Below are 24,166 nucleotides of genomic sequence, written 5' to 3' on the forward strand. Positions count from 1 at the left end.
GGCTTAGATTGCGTCGGTATCGGTTTCGCCGGTACGGATGCGAATCGCCTGTTCCAGATTGACCACGAAAATCTTGCCGTCACCGATTTTGCCGGTGTTGGCCGCCTTGGTTATCGCCTCGATAACACGGTCAAGATCCTTGTCGTCAATGGCGACATCAATCTTCACCTTAGGCAGGAAATCCACCACGTATTCCGCGCCACGGTACAGCTCGGTGTGACCCTTCTGCCGACCGAAGCCCTTGACCTCGGTAACGGTAATGCCCTGCACGCCGATCTCGGACAACGACTCGCGTACATCGTCCAACTTGAACGGCTTGATGATGGCAGTGACTAGCTTCATGAAAACTCTCTCCCGAATTGGTGGACTTGCCCCAGGAAAACAAACCCGTCTCAAGTCTAAGCGCAGCGCCTGGCTTTGTAACGCATCGTCGCCTCGGCATTTGCCGTTGCGACGCCAGCGAACCACTGGTGACGAAACCTGTACCCCTGATCCGTCGGCGCACTGCATTCGTCACAGCGACTGCATCAGTGCATGGGTCATGATCGTCTAAGCAGAAACCTTGCCAGCTCCGTAAAAATCACTGAAATCAGTTCGTTGCCGGGTTATGCGTGCTTGCACGGCGGTTTGGCGACTGCAATGCGCACAATAACAGTGCGCCACTGCCCGCCCCTCTGCGCGAAAAGCGTGCATCCAAAGCGGTAAAAAAGACTATAGACGCCGCGTGATACACTGCCCGCCAACAGTATTCCGGAATATGTCCCCATGCTCGCGCCCAAAGACCTTCTCGACGCCCTGAGCGGCCACGCCTCTCGCCTGTTCAGCGGCGACACCGCGCTGCCCCGCACTGAAATCGAAAGCCAGTTCAAGGCATTGCTGCAGAGCGGTTTCAGCAAACTCGACCTGGTGAGCCGCGAAGAGTTTGATAGCCAAATGGTCGTACTGGCCCGCACCCGTGCGCGGTTGGAAAGCCTGGAAGCGAAAGTCGCAGAACTGGAAGCACGCTTGACGCCGGTGGCCCCCGAATAGGCCCCGCCAATGCAAGCGGGCTTGCTGTGGCGAGCAAGCCCGCTCGCCACAAGTAGCCGGATACGTTCTGTAAAACCTCTCCCGCCGCGCTCTTCCCCACCTCGTCTACCCTTGAAAAACCCGCAGGAAGCGGCCCTCCCTTTCAAGGAACACGCATGTCCCTCGCCATCGTCCACAGCCGCGCCCAAGTTGGCGTGGAAGCGCCTGCCGTCACCGTTGAGGTGCACATGGCCAATGGTCTGCCATCGCTGACGTTGGTCGGCCTGCCCGAAACCGCCGTCAGGGAAAGCAAGGACCGCGTGCGCAGCGCCATTCTCAACTCCGCGCTGCAATACCCCGCGCGGCGCATCACACTCAACCTGGCGCCCGCCGACCTGCCCAAGGACGGCGGGCGTTTTGATTTGGCAATTGCCCTGGGCATATTGGCGGCCAGTGTGCAGGTGCCGGCGCTGATGCTTGATGAGGTGGAGTGCCTGGGCGAATTGGCGCTGTCCGGTGCGGTACGCGCGGTAAAGGGCGTGTTGCCGGCCGCGCTGGCGGTGCGCGCGGCTGGGCGCACCTTGATAGTGCCTCGCGCGAACGCCGAGGAAGCGTGCCTGGCCTCGGGGCTTAAGGTGATTGCCGTGGATCACTTGCTGCAAGTGGTGGCGCACCTGAATGGGGTTGTGCCGATTGAGCCCTTCAAGTCCGACGGTTTGTTGTACCTGAACAAGCCCTATCCCGACTTGAACGAAGTGCAGGGGCAACTGGCGGCGAAACGCGCGTTGCTGATCGCGGCCGCGGGCGCACATAACCTGCTGTTCAGCGGGCCACCCGGCACCGGCAAAACCTTGCTGGCCAGCCGCCTGCCCGGTTTGCTGCCGCCCTTGAGTGAACAGGAGGCGCTGGAGGTGGCGGCGATTCAGTCGGTGGTCAGCCTCGCGCCGCTGAGCCATTGGCCACACCGCCCGTTTCGCCAGCCGCACCACTCGGCCTCTGCGGCGGCACTGGTCGGCGGCGGGTGTCGGTTTTCGAAATAAATGAGAACTCCTCGAAATTAATGCGACTGCTGACTACGCTTGGAGACGCTATTTAACGCAAAGCTACTAAACGGTGATGTCATTATGCGATGATTCACCAGTGAAGCTCACCTACCAACAGGGATCGTTATGGCAGCTCCGGATTTTCGTCTCATCGCATCGGCTAACAGTGATAAAGGCGGGCATTTCGACGACATCGGTGCAATCGGTAAAACGATCACTCCAGAGATTGTTATCGCGTTGTGCGGACCGATGGGAACACCGTTACACGACGTGGCAAAAACATTCCAGGAACTGCTACTTGGCACCGATTACAACTACGAAAAAGTAAACATCATCAGGCTGAGTGACGAAATCCGTAAGCAAAAGTCGCTGACGGGTGAGAAGTCGATCCTCAAGCTCATTGAAGCAGGTAACGAACTTCGCGAAGAACACGGAAACGAGATCTTGGCGCGCTTCGCCATTCGTCGAATTACCCTTGAACGAGAAGAAGCACAGCAGGCTGCTGAAAAAATTCAAGAGCCTGACCTTTTCGATACTTCGGGTTCGGCACCGACTCCTAAGATCACTGTCCGCTATTGCCACATTATCGACTCAATCAAACATATCGACGAACTCCGCCTGCTGCGCTCCGTCTACGGAGACATGCTGCATGTGGTAGGCGTCTACTCCCCGATTGAGCTACGAATCACTAGGCTGGAACGCTACAAAGGCCAAGGCGATCAGATTCACGATCTGATCGATCGAGACTCAGGCGAAGAGATGGATCACGGGCAACGCGTCGAAGACACCTTTCCGCAAGCAGACTTCTTCTTACGCGTAGAAAAAACGACCGACACGCATCGCAAAGGACGTGTTAAACGATTCCTTGATCTCATTTTAGGAACGGTCATCGCGACGCCGACCCTCAACGAGCGCGCTATGTATGCAGCATTTTCCGCCGCGCGAAATTCCGCATGCCTCTCCCGTCAGGTCGGCGCTGCAATTACAAGCGAGGAAGGGGAAATATTAGCGACGGGGTGGAATGACGTTCCCAAAGCCTTCGGCGGGCTCTACCAGACAGAGTCTTATGGAAGCTCCCCAGATGAAGATCGACGCTGCTGGAACCTCGAAGGCGGCCGATGCTCCAATGATCAGGAGAAAGAGGTCATCTCAAACGCTATCGTCGATTTGCTATCGAGCGAAGGGCTCATCGATGAAGCAAACCGCGAAAAAGTCTACAAGGCGATACGGAAAAAATCCCAACTGAAGAGCCTGATTGAGTTTTCTCGTGCTGTTCACGCCGAGATGCATGCTTTACTCAGTGCTGGAAGCACCGATGGCGGGAAAATCCGTGATGGGAAACTGTTTGTGACCACGTATCCATGTCATTCATGTGCGCGGCACATCGTCGCAGCTGGTGTACGTGAGGTTTACTTTTTGGAGCCCTACCGGAAGAGCCTTGCAACGAAGCTTCACGAGGATGCTATAACTGAAAATGAGAACGAAACGGATAAGGTGAGGGTGATGCCGTTCGATGGCGTAGCGCCCTCACGATTTCTTCGCTTCTTCTCTGCTCACCCCAACGGTCGCAAAAACTCGGAGGGCGTTATGCAAACCAGGGAGGCTCATCCCGTCGCTTTTGTCACAATGGAAGCTATTCCGACTCTTGAATCTCTCATCGTCCAGGGTCTATCCTCGCGCGGAATTTGAGATCAACCGGTTTATCGGTAGCAGCATTGGAGCATTTTTATGAAAATCGTTGATGAATCTGGGTACTCAGAACAGGGCACTCAGCTGACTTTGTGCTTCGAAGCTTTGGACATCGGCGATCAATCGTACCTGCCTATGGCAACGATCATAGAGTCTTCACACGCCTATCCTTTAGCTGAATGTAATGTCGTAGAGTTCCGCCGACCAGCAGTCTCGTCTGTCGAAGCAGGCTTGCTCGCTAGAATTCTGGAGAGAACTCGGCATTTCGTTTGAGTCATGCTCAGTGGTGAGAAGTCTCTAAAGCTCTGATAGATCGGCACCTACGCAAAATTGATCGACACAGGAGCATGCCTGTTCATCCTTTAAATGATACAGGCATCCCTCCCTCCTACAGATCTCGCCGTGAGCTTTAACGCGCTAGCAAAAATCGACCTAAAAATTCTTTTGCACTGAATCTGGCCAGGTACCTGAGCATTACGATCTGAACGGCCTCTAGCTTTCGATCAACGGATATCAGGTGCTCACGAAAGTGCCAGTGCCAAGTGCGGGCGCCTCCGCCGGATAAGGTGCTGATTAACTACGATAACGATTGAAACCAAGTTGAGAGAGGCTCGACTCAACGGCAATCTGCATGCGTACCCACACCTCCTCCAGAGGAGTGGAGTTTTCATCTTCATCGACACCGTTCGAGTTGACCGCCGCTCCCCAGAAACCGTCGACAATCACGCCAAGCCTCTCGGTATTGCTGCGCCCATCATCCATGACGAAAAACCGCTCTGCCATTGTGACAATTGAAAATAAATGCAACTGCACGGAAATAGATGCAATTGAGGCTCCGCTGACATTCACGACTGCACTTCCGGCCAATCCCATTAAAGACGGGGCTGCAGCGAGGTTAGAAGCGCTACTAAAACGTGGGTACGATCATTAGTTACGTTAATCGTAAGCGGATGGCGAACACATCTACCGAACTCCAGTATTTAGGGCGATGGTGTCCGCGTATTTTAAGCGGACGCGATCACCCTTATCGCCAGGATTTCCATGCGCCAACGCAGCTCTTACCCCAAACCATTTAAAGCCCAGGTCGTCCAGGAATGCTTGCAACCTGGAGCGACGATTTCCAGCGTAGCCATCCATCACGGCATCAACGCCAACGTGATCCGCAAGTGGCTACCGATTTACCGGGATCAATCACCCGCAACTCTGCCGGCCTTCATCCCCGTACAAGCTGCACCCAAGCGCGCAACAGAAGAGACGGTGATCATCTCACTGGTTCTGGGCGATAAATCCGTCACCGTAAAATGGCCAGCCTCAGATCCGGACGGCTGCGCGTGTTTTATCCGTGGCCTGGCCCAATGATTCGTATCGACTCCATCTGGCTCGCCACCCAGCCCATGGACATGCGGGCCGGCACTGACACTGCACTGGCCCGGGTGGTTGCCGTGTTCGGTGCGGCGAAGTCGCACTGCGCCTACCTCTTTGCCAATCGCCGGGCCAACCGCATAAAGGTGCTGGTGCATGACGGCGTTGGTATTTGGCTAGCGGCGCGACGCTTGAATCAGGGCAAGTTTCATTGGCCGGGCATCCATCTTGGCGCGGAGGTCGAACTCGACCCCGAACAACTCCAGGCGCTGGTACTTGGATTGCCTTGGCAGCGAGTAGGTGCAGGCGGCGCAATTACATTGCTCTAATACCTGGCTTATAGCTGTGACCGGAGGACTGCTTTGGTAAAATCCACGGCATGACTTCTTTGCCCGATCTCGATCAAATGCCCCCTGAACAACTGCGCGCGCTGGCTGCGCAGCTGATGTCCAAGGTCGACACCATGGGCAGAAAGATCCATCGTGATGAGACGATCATCGAGCAGCTCACCCACGAAATCGCCATTCTCAAGCGACACAAGTTTGCTAAGCGCAGCGAGCAGATCAGCCCGGCGCAAGGCAGCTTGCTCGATGACCTGCTTAATACCGACCTCGAAGCCATCGAGGCCGACTTAAAAGCACTTCATCCCGCACCCGCGCAGATAGAACCACGCCAGCAACCCAAGCGTGCGCCGTTGCCGCCGCAGTTCCCGCGCACTGTGATCCATCACGAGCCGGACAACACTCAGTGCGCTTGCGGCTGTCAGCTTCAGCGCATCGGTGAAGACGTCAGCGAGAAGCTGGACTACACGCCGGGCGTGTTCACCGTCGAACAGCACGTTCGTGGGAAATGGGCCTGCCGGCAGTGCGAAACACTGACCCAGGCCCCGGTGCCGCCGCAGGTGATCGACAAGGGCATCCCCACTGCCGGCCTGCTGGCGCAAGTGATGGTGGCCAAATTCGCCGACCACCTGCCGCTCTATCGACAGGAAAAGATCTTCGGCCGTGCCGGCCTTGCCATCCCGCGCTCGACACTAGCGCAGTGGATGGGTCAAACCGGCGTGCAGCTTCAGCCGCTGGTCGATGCGCTGCGCGAAGCAGTGCTGGCCCAGCGCGTAGTCCACGCCGATGAAACACCGGTACAAATGCTGGCTCCAGGAGAGAAGAAAACCCACCGCGCTTACGTCTGGGCCTATAGCAGCACGCCATTCTCGGCACTCAAGGCCGTGGTCTACGACTTCAGCCCCAGCCGTGCCGGCGAACATACGCGTAACTTCCTGGGCACGTGGAGCGGCAAGCTGGTCTGTGACGACTTTGCCGGCTACAAGGCAAGCTTCGAGCTGGGCATCACCGAAATCGGCTGCATGGCCCACGCGCGCCGCAAGTTCTTCGACCTGCACGTCGCGAATAAAAGCCAGTTGGCTGAGCAGGCGCTTCACTCGATTGGCGGGCTGTACGAAGTCGAGCGACACGCTAAGGAAATGAGCGACGAAGACCGTTGGCGATTACGCCAGGAAACGGCGGTGCCCATCGCTGAAAAACTGCATGAGTGGATGCTGGCCCAACGCGAACTTGTGCCCGAGGGCTCTGCTACGGCCAAGGCCCTGGATTACAGCCTTAAACGCTGGGTAGCGCTGACGCGCTACCTGGACGATGGTGCTGTGCCCATCGACAACAACCAGATCGAGAACTTGATCCGGCCGTGGGCGCTTGGGCGGTCGAACTGGTTGTTTGCTGGGTCGCTGCGCAGCGGCAAACGGGCGGCGGCGATCATGAGCCTGATCCAGTCGGCACGTATGAACGGGCATGATCCGTATGCTTATCTCAAGGATGTGCTGACGCAGCTGCCGACGCAGCGGGCCAGCGAGATCGAGCGACTGCTACCACATAGCTGGGCGCCTGCTTAGCTACAGGTAAAGCTTTGCTGGTTTCAGCCGAAACATTCCGAACGGAGAAAAAACTGGCTACGGCAGGCTACTACTGAACCATCCTGGGCTCTATCAGACGTCGACTTCATAGAACGTTCGCCTTGGATAGCTTTAAACAACATCTTCAAGCCCTGAGGCCTGCCATGCTTAGAAATGCTCCTTTGAGTACAAAGCTACTGCTTATTTTGATGTTTCCCCTGTTGGGCTTTCTGGTCTTCGCCGGGATTTTTGTAGCTGACAAACGAGAGACACTGAGCGAGATGAACCGAGCGGTCACCGCTACCGGCACCGCGCAGAAACTCAGTGACGTAGTAACCACTATCCAGCGTGAGCGCGGCGCAAGCGGCGTGTTTCTGGGCAGCGGTGGTAAGACGATGCAGGACAAGTTGAAAGTCTTACGCCAAGAAACCGACCGTGCGGTGAGCGCGATGCATGCGCAATCGACCGAGGGTCTTATCGCGCCTGACAAGATGCTGCGCGCAATTGATGGTTTGGCCGGACTGCGTCAGCAGGTGGACACGCTCGCAATCAATAACGGCGAGTCCGGCACCCGATTCACCGATCTTATCAAAAATTTGATCGGCTTCTCTTACTCACTGGAAACCAGCATTGAGGATCCGGAAATCCTGCGTGGGCTGAGTTCACTCAATCAGTTCGTAGACATGAAAGAGCGCTCTGGTCGAGAGCGTGTACTGCTTGGCCTGGCATTCAACCAAAACCGTTTTGATGCGCCGCTGTTGTCACGTTTCAGCCGCAACATGGGCGAGTTCTCCGGCTATTTCGAGGCCTTTCAACGCTGGGCTCCTGCCGTGTTCAAAAATAAGCTGGATGCGGTTCTACAACAGCCCGCATCCGTCGATGTAGCTCGCCTGCAAAAACTCGGATTTGATACGCCTCTAGGCGATCCGCTTAATATCAAACCCGAAGACTGGTTCAACCTTTCCACCAGCCGTATCGACATGATGGCTCAGGTCGAGGCTGAACTGGGCCAGACGGTCGTGAGCCTAGCCAATGTCGCGCGTACCGATGCCCAGCGCAGTCTGTATGTCGCAATAGCCACCGTCATTCTGATGTTGATTGCGGTGCTGTGGCTCGCTTCGGTGATTATTCGCAATATCAAAATCGCTGTGGTCGACGTGAACCGCACCCTTATTTCGCTATCCACGCGTGACCTAACTGCCAGAACCCGTTACACCGGCAGAGACGAGTTTGGCGAGATCTCGCGTAACCTGGATAACATGGCCATACAGATCGGTGAAGTGATCCGTGAGATCGGGAGTGCCACGGCGCAGGTCGCGACCGCCGCCGAGCAGTCTTCGGCTGTGGCCCTGCAAACTAGCAATAACGTCGTCCAGCAGCGTCAAGGCACCGATCAGGTGGTCACTGCCATCAGCGAGATGAGCGCCACGGTCAAAGACGTGGCGCGCAGCACTACCGACGCCGCAGAGATGTCGCAGCGCGTTAATGCCAGCACTATGCAGGGCAAGGCTGAAATCGAGAACACCATCAGCTTGATCAAAGGGCTTGAGGTTCAGGCCGAACAAACATCCCGAATCATTGAGGAGCTCAAGGGTGAAAGCTATTCCATCTCCTCGGTTTTGGATGTGATTCGTGGTGTAGCAGAGCAAACCAATCTGCTAGCTTTGAACGCTGCCATTGAGGCTGCCCGTGCCGGTGAGCAGGGTCGTGGATTTGCCGTGGTCGCCGATGAGGTGCGGAATCTGGCCAAAAAGACTCAGGATTCCACCGTCAGTATCCAGAAGATGATCGCCAATCTGCAATCCGGCTCCGACCGTGCCGCCACTTCCATGCAGGAAACTCTAGGGAAGGCTCAAGAAGGCGCGAGCAACGTAGTGCGCGCAGGGGAGTTGCTAGAAGAAATAGCCGAGGGCATCGCGACCATCAGCGACAGCAACATACAGGTCGCCTCGGCGGCAGAACAACAGAGTCAGGTTGCCGAGGAGATCCACCGCAACGTAAACGACATCAACACTCTGGTTATCCAGGTCAGCGCCGGTGCTGAACAAACCGCCGTCACCAGCCGCGAGTTAGCCCGCTTGGCCGAGCAACAGCAGGGGCTGGTGGGACGGTTCAAGGTGAACTGAGTTACAAGTTTTTTTACCGGATGCTCAAATGCCCGAGAGAATGACTTTCGGGTATTTGAGGATTGGTAGGTGAGAGGGTGACGCGCCTATAAGGGCTACTTTGCTCAACGCGATAAACGAGGCTTTTCATGACGCCGGATGAGGTCAGGCCATGGATTATCAGCCGTCCTACGGCTTTCTGAAGGACTGCTTATACCGTTCTGAGTCATACAAGGTGACTTTGGCAGACGCTTACCGTTAATCGGGGGCTCCGCCTATTTTTGAGCGTCACAACATCAGCGATCCCTGGTGTTTACGAATTCATATCACCTGTGATACCAATGTGCCACCCGTAAACTCAGCGTTCGGGACTGTGAAAAACCTCGGTGTATAAGGATGAGTAATGTCTAATCCAGACAGCGCCGCTCTGCGGGTGGCGTACCTGAATATTGTTCAGGGAATAGTTTCACGCTTGGCCAATAGCTCCTCGGTCATCAAAGGTGCCAGCGTTACAGTATTGAGTGCACTGCTAGCCTTCGCCGGCGGGGAACATGTCACGTTTCATGCCTGGATGTTCCTTCTGCCAGGCGCGATATTCATGTGTTACCACGCCTACTTTTTGCAGCAAGAGCGTGCATTCGTGAAGCTCTACAATGCAGCAGCGGCACAGCCGCTCTCTAAGGAAGTAAGTTTCGTGATTGATGCGGTAACTATCAATGCTGTCAAGGAAGCCTACTGGTCTGTCTTGGCGAGGAAGTCTATCTGGGGGTTCCATATCCCCATGATCGCTGGTTTTGTTTTCGCCTTCTGGCTTTCCCCGAGAGGTTGATATGTTTCTGGACTTAAAGATAAATGGATTTTCCGGGGTGGGTTTGAGCCCCACCAGTGACGAAATTGCGGCGTTTGAATCGCAAAATGCCAACCTCACCGCCGATATGGAGAAGTACCTAGTCGACGGCGAAAAAAACCTCAACGCCACAGCGATCGAGGATCACCTCTTTCCCAAACTGGATGTTGACATCTTCATCTCACACGCTCATGCAGACCAAGCTGAAGCGATCAACCTCGCTATTGCTTTTCAGAGACTCGGGCTGACTGCGTTTGTGGATTCATGCGTGTGGGGCCATGCTGACGACCTCTTGCTAAAGGTAGACAAGAAGTTCAGCGCTAACAAAAAGAAAGAAAATTCGTATTTGTATGAATTGAGAAATCGGACCACATCCAACGTTCATATGATCTTGAATTCAGCGTTGCATGAGATGATCGACCGATCTGAGCTGCTGATTTTCTTGGATACGGATCACTCCGTGAAGGTTAAAGATCTCATGGAGGATGACCAATATCTTTCCTCTCCCTGGATTTTTTCCGAGCTCATGTTTGCCAAGCGCGCCAGACGTACGCCTAGGCAGGCTGTACGAATGGCATTGGAACACAAGTTCGAGGCGTACGCCGGCACCGAGAAGCGCAAGTTTGAATTCCAGTACGAACTCCCTCAACTCACCAGCAGCGTCTCCTATCCTGAATTCCTGATGTGGATAAAAAGCGGCAACACCTCGGCTACGAATCGGCTCAATGGTCTTAAGCATCTTGATGTGCTCTACAAGCAAGTTGGCGTGCCAGCGGAGCTGCTAAAAGAACCTCGGTTCTTCGTCTGAAACCCTCACGCGTCGAGCTTGGTCTCGACGCGTGACAAATTTCAGGCCGGTGGTTCTTGTTTTGGTGAGCACACCAAATGAGGCTACGATTTACCCTATCGTGCGAGTGCACTGTCTTTAGTGCGACAGAGCGCGATGCTTCTTCCTGAAAGGACAACACCAGTGATTGGTAAGGGGCTAATTTGCTCCTTTAGTGCTTCAAATTCAGCGCTCTTAATGGCAAGACGCTCTTCTCCTGCCTACGCTATGTCAGCACGCGATAAACTCATATCCGTCGCGGCATAGAGGAAGGGATCCTGTGCTAATCGAATCTGTCGTCCTATCTGGTTTCCGTTGCTTTGCGCCCCGTCCTATCAGCGTAACAATCTCGCCAAAGATCACGACCATCGTCGGCCCCAACGCGGCAGGGAAAACTGCGCTTCTACACGCGTTGGCGAAGCTGTTTGGAGTGACTCGGGCACAACGCACCGTACGTCGCTCGGACTTTCACCTGGGACCTGATGACGATCCCACCAGTCTTGAATCAAAGTACCTCTACATTGAGGTTTTGATCGCCCTCCCCGAACTGATTGATGGAACTGCAACACCAGAAACGATCGCACCTTCATTTCGGCATATGCTAATCGAGCGACCAGACGATGCTCCCGTCTGTCGTCTTCGGCTTGACGCTCAATGGGAGGACGATGGAACCGTGGAAGGCGAGGTTTCGCAAACCCTGCACTGGGTCGACACGCTCGACGATGAACCGTCGGAAGACAAGTGCCACTCCGTCTCCGTAGCCGATCGGGGACTAATTCAGTTGTATTACACACCGGCAAGCAGAGACGCTGCTGCTCAGACCCGGGCGACTGCCGGAGCATTGGCGGCTCGTTTGTTACGCGCGATCGAGTGGTCTTCCGATACCGAAGAGGCGGTTCATGACGCTACCGAAAATCTTGCCTCTGCCTTCGAGGAAGAAGCGGCAATTGCCGCAATCACAGAAGCTCTGCAGACGCGGTGGTCGGCACTTCATGATGACGTCGTCGACACTAATCCGCGCCTGAGTCTGGTAAGTCGCAGGTTCGAGGAGGTCGTCAACAAAATTGCAGTCATGTTCGAACAGGGACCTGACGGTCAGGAGCGCGGTATCGAGGCGCTCAGCGACGGTCAACAATCGCTCTTTTACTTCGCTCTGGCTGCGGCCGTCTTCGACCTAGAGCGTGAGGTTGTAGCGGGGTCAATTGAGGGCTTCCGAAGTGACGCTCTGCGGATACCCGCGTTGACGATCTTCGCTTTGGAGGAGCCAGAGAACCACCTTTCGCCATATTTCCTTGCTCGCATCATCCGCCAAGTCCGATCACTCACAACCGATGGCAGCGCGCAAGCCATTGTCACCAGTCACTCACCGGCAGTGCTTAGCCGCGTCAATCCGACGGAAGTTCGATACTGTAGATGCGACCCCAAAACGCGGGTGTCTACGGTCAAGCGGATTAAGCTTCCAGTCAACGACGTGGAGGCTAGCAAATTTGTACGAGGTGCGATGCTGGCCTACCCAGAGCTTTATTTTGCGCGGTTTGTTTTGCTCGTTGAGGGAGATTCGGAAAGAATTGTTTTACCGCGACTCGCAGAGGCGCTGAATTTGCTGATCGATCCAGCCTTTGTCGCCATTGTCCCATTGGGTGGACGTCATGTTCAGCATTTTTGGCGCTTGCTTAAACATCTGGGTATTCCTCACGCCACGCTGTTGGATCTTGACCTAGGGCGAGATGGAGGCGGTTTTGGACGAGTCAAAACGGCGATCGAAAAGCTGATCGAGTTCGGTGCACCGAAAGCCGAAGTGCTGAGAATTACAACTGGCATCTTGTCCGATACCGACTTAGCGAACATGCATAATTGGTCTGATTCGGTCGATCATAGCGGCCTCCTGTCATGGATCAACAACAACCTAAAAGCTCATGGAGTGTATTTCTCCTCACCGTTGGATTTAGATCTAGCAATGCTGGAAGCATTCCCCGCCGCCTATGCAGCCATCGTCCCGGAGCGCGGGGGGCCTCGCATGTCCGCTGACAAAGCCGCCGAAGTGGTATTGGGAACGACAGGTCCCGGATTAAAAGCCTACACAGGGCCCTTTGTGGGTTATCCCCCTCAATTCCCGAGTTACCGCTACCACTTTCTCACCAACAGCAAGCCTGCAACCCACCTTGCAGCGTTGACTCATATCACAAAGGCGCAACTGGTAACGCACATGCCGGTTGTGCTTGGTTCAGTGCTCAAACACATTTCCGCGTCGTTGAGGCGGGACTGAACATGACCTTATCGTCGCGAAGAGTCAGTTCAGAAAACTGGAAACCGGTAGGGGTAAAATCTCTTGAAAAGAACGCGCTTGAGGTGGTTTGTTCACACGTAAACCGATCCGTCATCGCAGGCCCCGGCGCGGGTAAGACTGAATTACTCGCGCAGCGTGCCGCCTATTTATTACAAACCGGAGCAGCACCTGCGCCTAGACGTATTCTTGCGATCAGTTTCAAAAGAGATGCTGCCTCCAACCTCGCCAGCCGCGTGCGAAAACGCTGTCACCCTGACCATGCCGGTCGTTTGGACTCCATGACGTTTGATGCGTTTGCAAAGAGCCTGGTCGATCGCTTCGGCCAATCACTGCCCGAGCGTTGGCGACCCCGATCCGATTACGAAATCACAAGCTACTACGAGCGCGACTACAAAGACTTCCTTTTTCAAGACGCTGGCTTGCCTCCAACAACAATTGGTACAAGGGCGGATCTACGCGCAGTCGGACCGAAAATATTCGAGCGCAACTATGTACTCGGCCAACCGCTCCCGATTGATGGATGGCTGTGTCCGACCGTCGGCCAATGGGCTGCGGATTTATTCTGGCAGGCATCCCTCCACGGGGGTGAAAAAAGTGTCTTGTCTTTCCCCATGATAGGCAGACTCGCAGAGCTTTTACTGCGAGTTAATTCCATGGCACGTGACGCGCTTCGGCTGACTTACTCTCATCTTTTCATGGACGAGTTCCAAGACACGACGCAGGTCCAATACGATCTTGTGAGTACCATTTTCCGAGGTACTGACACCGTATTAACCGCCGTCGGTGATAACAAACAGCAAATCATGCGCTGGGCTATGGCAATGGATGACCCTTTCTCCGAATTCAACGCAGATTTTTCGGCTAAGCGGACGTCCCTCTACAACAACTACCGCTCCTCACCTGACTTGGTACGTATCCAGCATATTTTGGCTCAGGCCTTGGACATCGCAGCAGTTGAACCCATTTCCCAGACAGCAGGTACGATTAGCGGAGAAAGCTGCACGGTTTTCGACTTCCCCAGCCCACATGCAGAAGCACACAATCTAGCCGTATCTGTTGCGTCGAACATCGCGTCGGGCAAACTCACACCACGCGATTTCGTTCTCCTTGTTCGCCAGAAGGCGGGGGAATATGCCGAAGTGTTAGAGCCGGCTTTTACGGCTCAGGGCCTGAGCTTACGCAATGAGGCAGGGCTGGTCGGCACGATTATGTTGCAGGAGCTGCTCGTCGAGGAGGTATCGGTACTTCTGGTTTCGCTACTTCGCCTATCCATGACACCGCGGGCAGGACGCTACTGGTCTGAATGCCAAAAATGGATGGCATCGTTGCGGGGAGTCGAGTTCGACGATGAAATCGGGCACTCCAAACTCACACGCGAACTGGACGCCTGCGCGATCTGGCTTGGTGCGAACCGGTCAAGATTACCGACTACGCTGAAAGCCGCACGATCACTAGTTGATGAGGTCATGGGCTTTGTTGGACTTGACCACCTCAAGAGCCAACACCCTGCTTACGCGCAAGGAGAATGGCTCGAAAAGGTGCTCGACGCTGCTGCAACACATCTATTTAACTGTGCTATCAAATGTGCAGATTGGTCTTCGGCACTCGACACCTATGAAGGCGTCAATGCCATTCCACTGATGACCATTCACAAAAGCAAAGGGCTGGAGTATCACACTGTCATCTTTGTAGGCTTGGACGACGGAGCATGGTGGAGTTTTTCCAACGATGAGATTGAAGCAACCGCCGGATTTTTTGTCGCCTTCACCCGAGCCAAGCAGCGCGTGATTTTCACATATTGTGCCAAACGCGGGGGCCGCACGAAAATCGCCACGTTGTACCACCTGCTCCAGACAGCAGGCGTTCTAATAACACAAATATCCTGATTACTAGTTAATACCATTGGCGCAGATCTTGAGGTCCGCAGGCGCAAACCGGAGCGTAGTGATACGTCAGTCCTATATTTCAGTGCATTACAACCTGAACACCCGCGTCATGCATTTGCAGAACTGACATCCCTTTATGAGCCGCTGAGCACGGATTACGCGGAGTTTTATCCGCTACTGGAACGCTTCGTGAAGCATGCGTGACGCCGAATTTTGTCTGCGAAGTATCCGCCAACGCATGATTAGAAGGTCCGTGACCAACGGTTGGTTAGAACAGCTTGAGGAAGCGCAGAATGTACGCACATCGCTGAGTGGTAGGAGCTGATGATGAACCTGACAGGGTTGGCAAGGCTTTTCAGCGGACAAGGTAAGCCGACAGATGAGTGCAGTTTGTCCGTAAAGGAGGCTGCTCTTGCTGTACAGGAAAAATTCGCTTCCCGTCCATATTGCTTGGTCAGCGACTGGACCATTTTGGACCTTGACGTCAACGCCGAAGAGCTCAGTGCGCTACATACGCGTGGACTGGAACCGGTTTTGGTGTACGCGCTGTGTGTTGTGCTCGACAGCCGGGGACGTTACCAACCCCGCGATTGGGTGCGCACATCCTTTCAGATCGGTTTTGAATCGCCAGGTTATTTCCTGACCAAAAACACCGTGTACGTTTTACTTGGTATGGGCAATCGTCAGGGAATCACTCTTGATGAGCTCAACGCCCTCGTGGGACGGTGAGCAACTCCAGACTGACATAAACCGTCATTAGAAGGTTCGAGGTGGCCGAATATGAGTAGTCATGATGTGTGGACGATTCAATGCCAAGAGACCAACGATGGTAGCGGCGATCTCATCATCAATTTGCCAAGTGAATTGTTGAACCAAATGGCTCTGGCTATCGGTGATGATCTGACGGTTGATGTTGTCGGACACTCAATCATCCTGAGGCCGACATCAGACTTGGCAACGCGGCAGGCGAGGATCGGGGTGGCTGCGCGGCAAAACTTCTCCCGCACTTATCGCGACCGCTTGAGATATCTGCTCAACATCTCAACAGATGCAACCGATGAGCAGCTCCACGAACTGGTGGAAACGGGGCTGACATGGAGCACCTTTGAGGCATTGCGGGCTATGGGAATCGTGAATATTGACGTACAGCCACTGCAATCGACCGATGTACGGCTGAGTACCAGCGAAAGTGATTACCTCTATCGAATCGCACATATCTTGGCCCTAGCAGAATCTTTCTTTGGGGACGTCGAAAAAGCTAAACGCTGGCTCTCCAAACCCAAGTCGCAGTTTTCAGGTAGAAAGCCGATCGAAATGCTTTCGACTACCACCGGAACAAATCGGGTAGAGGAATTGCTTACACAAGCCAAGGAAGGAATGATTCTGTGAGGGCGTACGACCGGGAAAGCGACAGCTCGCTGAACGTGTTCACGGTAGCCATCCCGAAAGGGCTCATATATCGTAGCGCCACTATGAAATATCCATATTGTTCGTCTGGCTAACCAGTGAACGAGCGCATCAACAGGGAAGTGTTATGGCGGCGATACCAGTGGAGTACCACGGTCGGGAACAGGCTTACGTGAAGCACACGATTCTAAAGACCTATCTCCAACGGCTTTTCATGATTATTGGCAGGAATGAAACAGTCATCAATTACGTAGACTGCTTCGCTGGACCGTGGTCTGAAGAATCTGAGGATTTACGCGACACCTCTATTGGCATTTCTCTGAAGCTGATGAAAGACTGCGCCAAGTCGCTCGAAGAGATCCATGGCTGCAAAGTTAAATTCCGCGCCTTGTACATCGAGAAAAACAAAGAAGCGTTCTCAAAGCTGAAAAGCTTTCTCGACAACGATTCGAGCTCCTGCGTTGCAGCAGACTGCATCCAGGGTGATTACATCACCAAAATTCCTGACATTGCCGCATGGGCATCGCATAACTTCACCTTCTTTTTTATCGACCCTAAAGGATGGCGTAAGGTCATCAACGCCCCTGTGCTTGCTCCGCTACTGGCGTTGAACAAAGCAGAGTTTCTCATCAACCTGATGTATGACTTCATCAACAGAGCTATGTCGATGAAAGCACAGCAGGCAAACGTGGAGGAGCTGTTAGGCAAACCGGTCTGCTTTTCAGGTGAAGAGTCGGCGACCGAGCGACAGCGCATTATCGTCGCGCAGTACCGCCAGGCCATTGGAACCCTTTACGGTGGCAGGTCGGCACATGTGACTGTGGAACGTCCTGGCATGGATCGTGTGTTGTATTTCCTGATCTATCTCACCCGACATCCAAAAGGCCTGATTGTCTTCAAAGAAGCCGCTGAGCAAATGCACATGATTCAACGCGTCAGTCAGTTTGAGACAAGGTTGCGGCATCAATCGAGCAAGCGCGCTCCGATCGACGACCTGTTCGGCACCATCGAGGAGCCGCCTGAGGCAACAGGTGCTCAAGACAACCGAACGCTTGCAAAGACCTACTTGCTCACAAAGATCTCGGCGAGCCCGATGCTCATAGACAATGAGTGCTGGGCGGGCTTTTTGGAAGAAACGGACCTATACCCTACGGACTTCCAGCTCGCTTTTAAAGAGCTCGTGAAGGAAGGAAAAATATACAACTTGGATAAAGACGTCAAAAGTCGAACGAAGAAGCCTGTCAGACCTAATTGGCCAAGAGCAAGCGAGCGATGGGCACTCTGTGCAAAATGAACCCCATCAGTTCAGTGGTGATGAGCGTGAACAGCAACAATTAAAATTCTACTAACCACCGCCTGTCTTATATATCAAAATAAAGCGACTTTTATTTATGTCGCCGGACTATTTTTCTAGTTTTTTGAAAACTTTGTGGTATGCTTGAAACTTGGCAGGAATATGAATATATACTTGACCACTTCGGTGACAAGTAATATTTCAAACCCATGATTAAGACTTTCCTGCATGACGACAGGAGTGAAAGTGCAATGAGTACCCAGACGAGCATTGAATGGACTGAAATGACTTGGAACCCTATTGTTGGGTGCACCAAGGTATCGCCGGGCTGCAAGCATTGTTATGCAGAAAACATGGCTCATCGTTTGCAAGCAATGGGTACGCCGGGTTACGAGAATGGATTTAAACTTAGCCTGCGTCCGGAAAAACTGCGAGAACCACTTCAGCGCAAAAAACCGACCATTTATTTTGTAAATTCAATGTCTGACCTGTTTCATGAAAAAGTTCCCGATCATTATATCGATCAGGTTTTTGACGTGATTCGCGAAGCAACGCAACATACCTTCCAAATTCTGACAAAACGGGCCGAAAGACTCGCAGACTACTTTAGCAAGCGCACACCACCGACCAATGCTTGGCTGGGCGTCTCGGTTGAGGACAAGGCATACGGTGTTCCTCGTATTGATTGCCTGCGCCGGGTAAATGCAACAATCAGATTTCTCTCAGCAGAACCTCTTCTGGAGGATTTAGGCGAGATTGATCTGACCAATATCCACTGGGTGATTGTCGGTGGCGAGTCAGGTAACAAGGCACGCCCAATGCAACAGGAATGGGTCGATAACATTCATCGCCAGTGCGACGTATCGGGCTCGGCCTTCTTCTTCAAACAATGGGGAGGCTGGGGGGCAGATGGCGTTAAACGCTCGAAGAAAGCCAATGGGCGACTGTTGAACGGTCAAACCTGGGATGAGATACCTCTTTTGAATTTAGCCTGAGTTAGGGATTGACCGCATGGCCAAGGATGAAAAGTACAAATGGAATATTTCCACAGGTACGTATCCCCAGATTGACCCGCACAGCAAGATAAAGCACAAAATTATTGAGGACTATATTCGCAATTACATCACAGTAGTGATGAGCAATCAGCGAATTCCCAAGATCGGGATAAATATCATCGACGGCTTCTGCGGAGGTGGTGTTTACCAAGATGATGACGGAGTGGGTATCCACTACGGCTCGCCGATCATTGCCTTGGATACAGTTCGACAAACCGTTGCCGAGCTCAACATTTTAAGGCGGCAAGATCGCGAGGTTGCAGCCAACTACTACTTCGTAGACATCAAGAAAGACAATATAGATTATTTACGTGGCGTGCTTTTTGAAAGGGGATACAGCCACCTCATTGATCAGAATGTATTTCTGCTCAAGTCGCGTTTTACCAATGCGCTTCCTGCTCTGATTAGTCAAATCAAGAAATTCAAGCTTTCCGAACGAGCGCTGTTTCTGCTGGATCAATACGCGTATAAAGATGTGCCATTTTCGAGTATTCGAACAATTTTCAATGAAGTGGATAATGCTGAGGTCTTATTAACATTTAACGTAGACAGTTTGATTGACTATCTGTCGGAACGAGATGAAAACCGCAAAGCACTGCAAAACATCGATCTTGAGAAATATATTCCTTGGGAAAAGCTTCCCTCATTCAAGGCCACGATGCGTCGGGAATGGCAGCACCTCATACAGAGATTTCTGGCAGAAGGTATTCTGAAAGAAAGCGGCGCGGAATTCATGACGGTCTTTTTCATTACACCCTTCGGTTCCAACCCAAGGACCTACTGGTTCATCCACCTCGCCAACAGCTATCGCGCAAATGCGGTAATGAAAGAAATCCATTGGAAGTATGGCAACCACTTTTCGCATTCCATGACGCCTGCACTGTTTGTTGGCTACGACACCAAGCGCGACATCCAGGTGACCGATCAGCGAAACCTGGGCTTCGGTGATGAACACTTCTTCGATGGCGTGACCGGCAAGCGGATAGAGACGGAGCTATCTGAACTGCTGCCACGCAAGATCTATGAGCGGCCAACGCAGTCGTTCGGAATGATGATGAGGGGCATGGCCAACGGAACTATGGCTAACGAGAGCATCGTTCGTGAAGCGCTTCACATGCCGATCCTGTGCAAGGACATCGAAGTCTTTGACAAGGATGGGCGAACCAAGCGCCGCAAAGGCAGCAGCATCAAATCCACTGACATCCTGATGCCCGCCTCTCAACGCACCATGTTTTTCACTCCGTCGGTATCGGTGCCTCGCAAGGCGCAGTCAGACGCTGACGATTGAAGACCGCCCGAGCAGACTCATAAAATAATGTTTCGCCCAATGTCGAGTTGTTTGTGCGCGGCGGCTCGCTGATGTCAGGAGTTATTGATGGTAGGTAAAAAACTCATTTGGGCCATTGCGGTGACTCACGCATTGATTTTTGCAGGTTTGGCGCAGGCTCAGCAGCCGGCGGCAGTCGCTCAGCGACCCGTGAGCGTGCCGTATGAGGTAACTGAAGGGACGTTCCTCAATCTGACACTGGAGCGTGTAGACCCGAACTATGTTGCGGCGATGGTCTACGAGAATGTTTACGACGACTACGAGAACGTGGCAATCGCACGAGGTAGCCGCTTGTTTGGACGTCTGGTCAACAAGGTCAACGACTCACACGATGTGTATTTCACACAGCTACAGCTCAGCACCGGGCAAACGCTTAGTCTTGATCCTCCACTGCAAGCCACTTCCCCACTGGGCTCTGCAGGCATCATCGACTTCAAGCCAGCTGCCATTGCTGGAACCATCTGGCGACGAGATCAGGTAATGCCCCATTAATGGCATTCCTCTCAAGAAGATCGGTGTTCACAACAGCTACTTTTGATGGACGAGGCTCTAGCTAGAGCTCGCTCCCCAAAGACGCGAGTGACGTGACAACTGGCCCCAGAGAGTTCACATCAGAGCGCTTGGTCCTTACACTGGATAGTGATATCAAATAAGCAGCACATCGGTGAGCCGATGAAGCGCGAAATGGATTGAGCTGAAAGCCAGGAGATAGCGGTCGGTGACTGAAGCAGTGACGCGTTGCAATTTTGCATACGGAAGGCCAGATCTCAGAAATCCTGATCCAAGAACTCAAGATTGGCCAGGCGACTACATTGTCTGGTGGTATGGACCTGCGATGCGCAATAACAGGGCGATGTCCATCCCTCTAGCGGTCGTGCTGTTCCGCAGACTCGAGGACAACGTCCCAGGCGACTTTAAGGTTGCCTACATTCCGTTCACTAGTCTTCCCCACTACAGGGTCGGCACCATTTGGCGCAATGGTCGCTGCATCTCAGACACCGGGCTCGACACCGAGAGGCGCGCGGTCAACTTCAATGCAGGGAAATGGCGAATTACCTCACGCAGAGCGCTCATTGCTTCGGGTCAAGGGCATCTCTTTGCAGATGAAGAATATTCGTTACTATTGGGAAACGACGATCGCTGCAAGCTTCTCAACTTCTTGCTCGATGATGGTCGCAATCTGCTGGTCCCCTGCACCGAGTACTTTGTACGTGCCTATGCCAGAAACATGGAGATTTGCAGGGCATTAGCCAATTTGCGGTGGAGCGATGTTTCTAACGTTCTTTTTCAGAACCCGGCAGCAGAACGTAGTCTGCCAGTCTGGCTGGTTCGCCCCGGCCCGAGAATGCGTTTCTTCGACGCGGTGTTTCTGGCCCATATTCTTTACGACCCACGCACAACCAGCGCTGTAAAGAGAGTAAATTCGCAATTTATTTCCCACGCACCGGGCAAGCCCATACTTCTCGAATGCCAACCCTGGTTCGAAGGTCCAGGTGAAATCCTCGGCAGGGGCAAATGGCTGAATGGCGGGAAAACGTTTTTGTGCTTGGATCTTATGGGAACGAACATGCCCAAGGGCCCAGAAGTCGAATTTCAGAAGCTAAAGTTCGACAGCAGCGAAGGCGTGGATGGCTTGGGAAGGCTCGTGCTGCCACGCCCAATCAAAAGCGCCGCTCTCGAAGAGTTTCTCCAGGAACGCTCCACGATTGAGCCGGATCGGCATGCCGAAATCTATGAGGCGAAAGCGGCGCCTTTTAAACTACTCGGCGCAAAGCGCCCAGTGAAGAAAACAAAAACCGTGGTGAAAGCTAACAAAAGCCGCGTTGGACCAGCACCACCTGAGGCAGATGAAGTTTCCGCAGGAACCGGAACGGGAAGTGGAAAGCAAGTTGGCAAGCTTGAAACAGTGTCGGATGAAGAGCATGAGGCAGCGCCCGACGTGGTGCTGGAAACCCAAGGCTTTTTCATGGACATCTGGAAGGCTCTCAAATCGATCGCCGCAGACTATCCGAAAAATATTCTGCGCGTTGACTGGTACACGCCCGTGGCGCGATTCAGCAGTAAGCCGCCACTCGGTGTCGTTGAACTCGTGGTCGAAAACGAAGAGGAGCTGCCACCAGATATGCGCTCTTGGCTGTATCTGGACCGGGGCGCCGGACTGCGACGAGGAATATTGATCGTCCGCATCAAAACGACCAAGGGTAACTACTTTTGCTTAGAGGTTCAGCGAAAGGACGGAAAACCCGGTGAGATACCTCCCGGATCTGCCGGACTGTTGATGAAATTCAGCGAAAATGAAGAGGCGTTCAAACATTTCGTCAACGAGCTATGTCAAAGAATTCCTCGCTACAGAGGGGTTTTCAGCAAGCTCAAGAAGCTCTACCCAGAAGACTACGTCACCTTCAACCACGGCAAACACGATAAGGAGATTATTTACCGAAGCATCCTCATCAACAAATTCAACGAGCTCGGGCTAGCACTCATTCAGCCTGGATCGCTGCCTACCCAAAAATAGGATGTCTCTGTGGTAGGCGAAGAGATGGGCTAGGCTTCAGGAAGCTTTCCAAGGAAGACCGCCATGCCTGACAACCCCGATGCCAAGATCGCTACGGCCGATGCTCTAACACTGCTGCTACACAATCAGCACGCCCTAAGCGCCGCGATTGAAGAAATTACCAAGTGGCTATCAGAGAGTGGCTCAGAGAATGTTGCAGACAACGCTGTTGTAGCCATGGAGACCTTGGATGCAAATTCAAAAGCAATTGCAGATGCAATCATGCAACTACGACAGTGCTAAAGACTTGAAACCGGGTCGAAAGAGAACATATGGTCAAACTCCATGAATTACCTGCTCATTCGTCCATTGTTCGCTCATAGGTGCTCGCTGACGGCACCCAGAGCACCCTTTGTGAGCATTCGATGTTGAATCCAACAGTCCCTTGGTAGGTTGCCGGCGCATATATCAGCCCCTTGCGACTGACCCTGCCAATCCCATGAAAATAGGCCAAGGCTTTAACGATCCATCGTGACTCAAAATCGCTAGTCTCGTCGCGTTGTGGCAGCAATTCGACAAGCTCTCGTTCGCGCTTCGCTTGTTTCTGTTGCCTTGCCCACCTCGGATCCGGGCGAGAGTTCAGCCCTGCGTTGTAGACCTGATTCAAGTACCCGACGAACCCCGTGACACTTGCCACATGCCCCGGCGACTTACGCCAATAGCCGTCGAGTGCTTTCTGGTCAATCATGGCGGCAGCCTTCAGTCGCGAGTGATCCAGAAGGTCAGAAGCAGATCGCAAGGCGAGCCTGATGGACCGTAAACTAATGTCACCGGCCGCCAGCCGACTTTGCAATATACGGTGGTAACCAGTGATCAACTGCTGAGGCCAAGACTCTCTGGGTTGCTCCATGATGCCCTGCACACGTCGGTGCTCCGAATCCTCCTCACGGGCTTGTTCGCACACCACTAATCCGTCGAACTCGCTCAGCCAGCTGATCGGCACACGAGAACGGCGCAATCCTTCGGCCGAGAAATGCCGCAGCAGCTGAGAGTACTGAGGCAAACCCTGCCAGACGTTTTCGAGCTCTTTAAAGAAGTTGTAATAGGCGTTGATTTTCAAGGCCGCAGCCTTGGGTCCGAGCTCAAGCAAAACCCAATTTCCGAAACGCTCAAACCGCCGCGCCATAGATAGCACGCTCAAACCGCTTGTGTTGATTGCCAGACGCTTTTGGAAGGTTCGCTTCCAATAGCACTGCTCACATTCTTTGCCGCGCCCGGCTGGCGTGCTGGCACCGCAGGTCGCGCACTCATGCAAACCCTTCGCAAGGCAAAGCTTGCAGCGCTTGCGACCATCAGGTTCCGAAATCAGTACGCGATGGCGCCGGCAATCAGGACAGGTTTCGGCAGCAGGGCCGCTGCATTTTGGGCAGAGCAATGTGCCGGTCAGCGAGTTCATCGCTGTTCGCTGAGATAGCGTTCCACACGCGTCACAGATTGCCGGTTCACGAAAGTGCACTGCGCAGGGTTTGCATACAGGCCCATAGGGGGTGATCCGCCCTATCTTAAAATCGACTTTATCGCATCGGGCACAAGAACCGCGTCTTAAACAGGCACTGCAGCGAGCGGTCTT

At 53.5% G+C, this 24,166-nt stretch carries 21 protein-coding genes and 1 pseudogene; 19 read left to right on the forward strand and 3 right to left on the reverse strand.

The features are described from left to right. Positions 1-3 precede the first annotated feature (3 nt). Complete coding sequence (gene glnK / locus AO240_RS01995) at positions 4-342, reverse strand: P-II family nitrogen regulator (protein WP_002555808.1); 339 nt, start codon at positions 340-342, stop codon at positions 4-6. Between the two features lie 423 nt (positions 343-765). Here glnK and AO240_RS02000 point away from each other — a divergent pair, with 423 nt between their 5' ends. The 3 genes and pseudogenes from AO240_RS02000 to AO240_RS02010 all read left to right on the forward strand — a co-directional run bounded on the left by AO240_RS02000 (position 766) and on the right by AO240_RS02010 (position 3,740). Next, the gene (locus tag AO240_RS02000) at positions 766-1,029 is read left to right on the forward strand and encodes an accessory factor UbiK family protein (protein WP_058413816.1); all 264 of its coding nucleotides are present in this window, start codon (positions 766-768) and stop codon (positions 1,027-1,029) included. Positions 1,030-1,184: 155 nt separating this feature from the next. Further along, positions 1,185-2,036, forward strand: a pseudogene (locus tag AO240_RS02005) (YifB family Mg chelatase-like AAA ATPase); the annotation flags it as partial. Positions 2,037-2,177: 141 nt separating this feature from the next. Beyond that, positions 2,178-3,740, forward strand: a complete 1,563-nt coding sequence (locus tag AO240_RS02010; RefSeq protein ID WP_099234962.1) for an anti-phage dCTP deaminase — start codon at positions 2,178-2,180, stop codon at positions 3,738-3,740. Between the two features lie 573 nt (positions 3,741-4,313). Here AO240_RS02010 and AO240_RS02015 read toward each other — a convergent pair. Beyond that, on the reverse strand, positions 4,314-4,589 hold the full coding sequence (locus tag AO240_RS02015) for a hypothetical protein (protein WP_099234963.1): 276 nt from the start codon (positions 4,587-4,589) through the stop codon (positions 4,314-4,316). Positions 4,590-4,781: 192 nt separating this feature from the next. Between AO240_RS02015 and AO240_RS02020 the strand changes: the two genes are divergently transcribed. The 16 genes from AO240_RS02020 to AO240_RS02095 all read left to right on the forward strand — a co-directional run bounded on the left by AO240_RS02020 (position 4,782) and on the right by AO240_RS02095 (position 22,839). Further along, positions 4,782-5,099, forward strand: a complete 318-nt coding sequence (locus tag AO240_RS02020) for a transposase (RefSeq protein WP_015885959.1) — start codon at positions 4,782-4,784, stop codon at positions 5,097-5,099. Next, positions 5,096-5,431, forward strand: coding sequence for an IS66 family insertion sequence element accessory protein TnpB (gene tnpB, locus AO240_RS02025; protein WP_158231380.1), 336 nt, complete (start codon positions 5,096-5,098; stop codon positions 5,429-5,431). Before AO240_RS02020 ends, tnpB begins: the two co-directional genes overlap by 4 nt. 50 nt (positions 5,432-5,481) lie before the next feature. Continuing rightward, a complete protein-coding gene (locus AO240_RS02030) occupies positions 5,482-7,008 on the forward strand; it encodes an IS66 family transposase (protein WP_099234964.1) in 1,527 nt (508 codons plus the stop codon). Positions 7,009-7,217: 209 nt separating this feature from the next. Continuing rightward, complete coding sequence (locus tag AO240_RS02035) at positions 7,218-9,134, forward strand: methyl-accepting chemotaxis protein (protein WP_043205934.1); 1,917 nt, start codon at positions 7,218-7,220, stop codon at positions 9,132-9,134. Between the two features lie 382 nt (positions 9,135-9,516). Next, entirely contained in the window at positions 9,517-9,942 is a 426-nt protein-coding gene (locus tag AO240_RS02040) for a hypothetical protein (protein WP_099234965.1), read from the forward strand. 1 nt (position 9,943) lies between these two features. Further along, positions 9,944-10,768 carry a toll/interleukin-1 receptor domain-containing protein gene (locus tag AO240_RS02045; RefSeq protein ID WP_099234966.1) on the forward strand — a complete coding sequence of 275 codons (825 nt, stop codon included), beginning with the start codon at positions 9,944-9,946 and terminating at the stop codon, positions 10,766-10,768. 298 nt (positions 10,769-11,066) lie between these two features. After that, positions 11,067-13,052: an ATP-dependent endonuclease gene (locus AO240_RS02050; RefSeq protein ID WP_099234967.1), complete on the forward strand. Its 1,986-nt coding sequence runs from the start codon at positions 11,067-11,069 to the stop codon at positions 13,050-13,052. Between the two features lie 2 nt (positions 13,053-13,054). Beyond that, entirely contained in the window at positions 13,055-14,959 is a 1,905-nt protein-coding gene (locus AO240_RS02055) for a UvrD-helicase domain-containing protein (RefSeq protein ID WP_099234968.1), read from the forward strand. Positions 14,960-15,283: 324 nt separating this feature from the next. Beyond that, on the forward strand, positions 15,284-15,688 hold the full coding sequence (locus tag AO240_RS02060; protein ID WP_256585821.1) for a hypothetical protein: 405 nt from the start codon (positions 15,284-15,286) through the stop codon (positions 15,686-15,688). A 51-nt stretch (positions 15,689-15,739) separates the two neighbouring features. After that, a complete protein-coding gene (locus AO240_RS02065) occupies positions 15,740-16,348 on the forward strand; it encodes an antitoxin Xre/MbcA/ParS toxin-binding domain-containing protein (RefSeq protein ID WP_256585822.1) in 609 nt (202 codons plus the stop codon). A 145-nt stretch (positions 16,349-16,493) separates the two neighbouring features. Further along, complete coding sequence (gene tcmP / locus AO240_RS02070) at positions 16,494-17,660, forward strand: three-Cys-motif partner protein TcmP (protein WP_099234970.1); 1,167 nt, start codon at positions 16,494-16,496, stop codon at positions 17,658-17,660. Positions 17,661-17,911: 251 nt separating this feature from the next. Beyond that, positions 17,912-18,655: a phage Gp37/Gp68 family protein gene (locus tag AO240_RS02075; protein WP_099234971.1), complete on the forward strand. Its 744-nt coding sequence runs from the start codon at positions 17,912-17,914 to the stop codon at positions 18,653-18,655. A gap of 16 nt (positions 18,656-18,671) precedes the next feature. Next, complete coding sequence (locus AO240_RS02080) at positions 18,672-20,003, forward strand: three-Cys-motif partner protein TcmP (protein ID WP_099234972.1); 1,332 nt, start codon at positions 18,672-18,674, stop codon at positions 20,001-20,003. An 87-nt stretch (positions 20,004-20,090) separates the two neighbouring features. Then, on the forward strand, positions 20,091-20,534 hold the full coding sequence (locus AO240_RS02085; protein ID WP_099234973.1) for a hypothetical protein: 444 nt from the start codon (positions 20,091-20,093) through the stop codon (positions 20,532-20,534). A 226-nt stretch (positions 20,535-20,760) separates the two neighbouring features. Next, positions 20,761-22,557 (forward strand): hypothetical protein, encoded by a 1,797-nt coding sequence (locus tag AO240_RS02090; RefSeq protein ID WP_099234974.1) that lies wholly within the window; start codon positions 20,761-20,763, stop codon positions 22,555-22,557. 63 nt (positions 22,558-22,620) lie between these two features. Continuing rightward, the gene (locus AO240_RS02095; RefSeq protein ID WP_099234975.1) at positions 22,621-22,839 is read left to right on the forward strand and encodes a hypothetical protein; all 219 of its coding nucleotides are present in this window, start codon (positions 22,621-22,623) and stop codon (positions 22,837-22,839) included. 55 nt (positions 22,840-22,894) lie between these two features. Here AO240_RS02095 and AO240_RS02100 read toward each other — a convergent pair whose 3' ends face one another. Next, positions 22,895-23,992, reverse strand: a complete 1,098-nt coding sequence (locus AO240_RS02100) for a hypothetical protein (protein ID WP_177445761.1) — start codon at positions 23,990-23,992, stop codon at positions 22,895-22,897. Between the last annotated feature and the right edge of the window lie 174 nt (positions 23,993-24,166).

It is taken from the genome of Pseudomonas sp. ICMP 460 (assembly GCF_002723595.1).
In the GTDB taxonomy this organism is placed as follows: Bacteria; Pseudomonadota; Gammaproteobacteria; order Pseudomonadales; family Pseudomonadaceae; genus Aquipseudomonas; species Aquipseudomonas kitaguniensis.

Excerpts from the sequence above, each read along its gene's own strand:
- glnK (WP_002555808.1), bottom strand. The coding sequence starts at position 342 with ATGAAGCTAGTCACTGCCATCATCAAGCCGTTCAAGTTGGACGATGTA.
- AO240_RS02000 (WP_058413816.1), top strand. The coding sequence starts at position 766 with ATGCTCGCGCCCAAAGACCTTCTCGACGCCCTGAGCGGCCACGCCTCT.
- AO240_RS02010 (WP_099234962.1), top strand. The coding sequence starts at position 2,178 with ATGGCAGCTCCGGATTTTCGTCTCATCGCATCGGCTAACAGTGATAAA.
- AO240_RS02020 (WP_015885959.1), top strand. The coding sequence starts at position 4,782 with ATGCGCCAACGCAGCTCTTACCCCAAACCATTTAAAGCCCAGGTCGTC.
- tnpB (WP_158231380.1), top strand. The coding sequence starts at position 5,096 with ATGATTCGTATCGACTCCATCTGGCTCGCCACCCAGCCCATGGACATG.
- AO240_RS02030 (WP_099234964.1), top strand. The coding sequence starts at position 5,482 with ATGACTTCTTTGCCCGATCTCGATCAAATGCCCCCTGAACAACTGCGC.
- AO240_RS02035 (WP_043205934.1), top strand. The coding sequence starts at position 7,218 with ATGTTTCCCCTGTTGGGCTTTCTGGTCTTCGCCGGGATTTTTGTAGCT.
- AO240_RS02040 (WP_099234965.1), top strand. The coding sequence starts at position 9,517 with ATGTCTAATCCAGACAGCGCCGCTCTGCGGGTGGCGTACCTGAATATT.
- AO240_RS02045 (WP_099234966.1), top strand. The coding sequence starts at position 9,944 with ATGTTTCTGGACTTAAAGATAAATGGATTTTCCGGGGTGGGTTTGAGC.
- AO240_RS02055 (WP_099234968.1), top strand. The coding sequence starts at position 13,055 with ATGACCTTATCGTCGCGAAGAGTCAGTTCAGAAAACTGGAAACCGGTA.
- AO240_RS02060 (WP_256585821.1), top strand. The coding sequence starts at position 15,284 with ATGATGAACCTGACAGGGTTGGCAAGGCTTTTCAGCGGACAAGGTAAG.
- AO240_RS02065 (WP_256585822.1), top strand. The coding sequence starts at position 15,740 with ATGAGTAGTCATGATGTGTGGACGATTCAATGCCAAGAGACCAACGAT.
- tcmP (WP_099234970.1), top strand. The coding sequence starts at position 16,494 with ATGGCGGCGATACCAGTGGAGTACCACGGTCGGGAACAGGCTTACGTG.
- AO240_RS02075 (WP_099234971.1), top strand. The coding sequence starts at position 17,912 with ATGAGTACCCAGACGAGCATTGAATGGACTGAAATGACTTGGAACCCT.
- AO240_RS02080 (WP_099234972.1), top strand. The coding sequence starts at position 18,672 with ATGGCCAAGGATGAAAAGTACAAATGGAATATTTCCACAGGTACGTAT.
- AO240_RS02085 (WP_099234973.1), top strand. The coding sequence starts at position 20,091 with ATGGTAGGTAAAAAACTCATTTGGGCCATTGCGGTGACTCACGCATTG.
- AO240_RS02095 (WP_099234975.1), top strand. The coding sequence starts at position 22,621 with ATGCCTGACAACCCCGATGCCAAGATCGCTACGGCCGATGCTCTAACA.
- AO240_RS02100 (WP_177445761.1), bottom strand. The coding sequence starts at position 23,992 with ATGAACTCGCTGACCGGCACATTGCTCTGCCCAAAATGCAGCGGCCCT.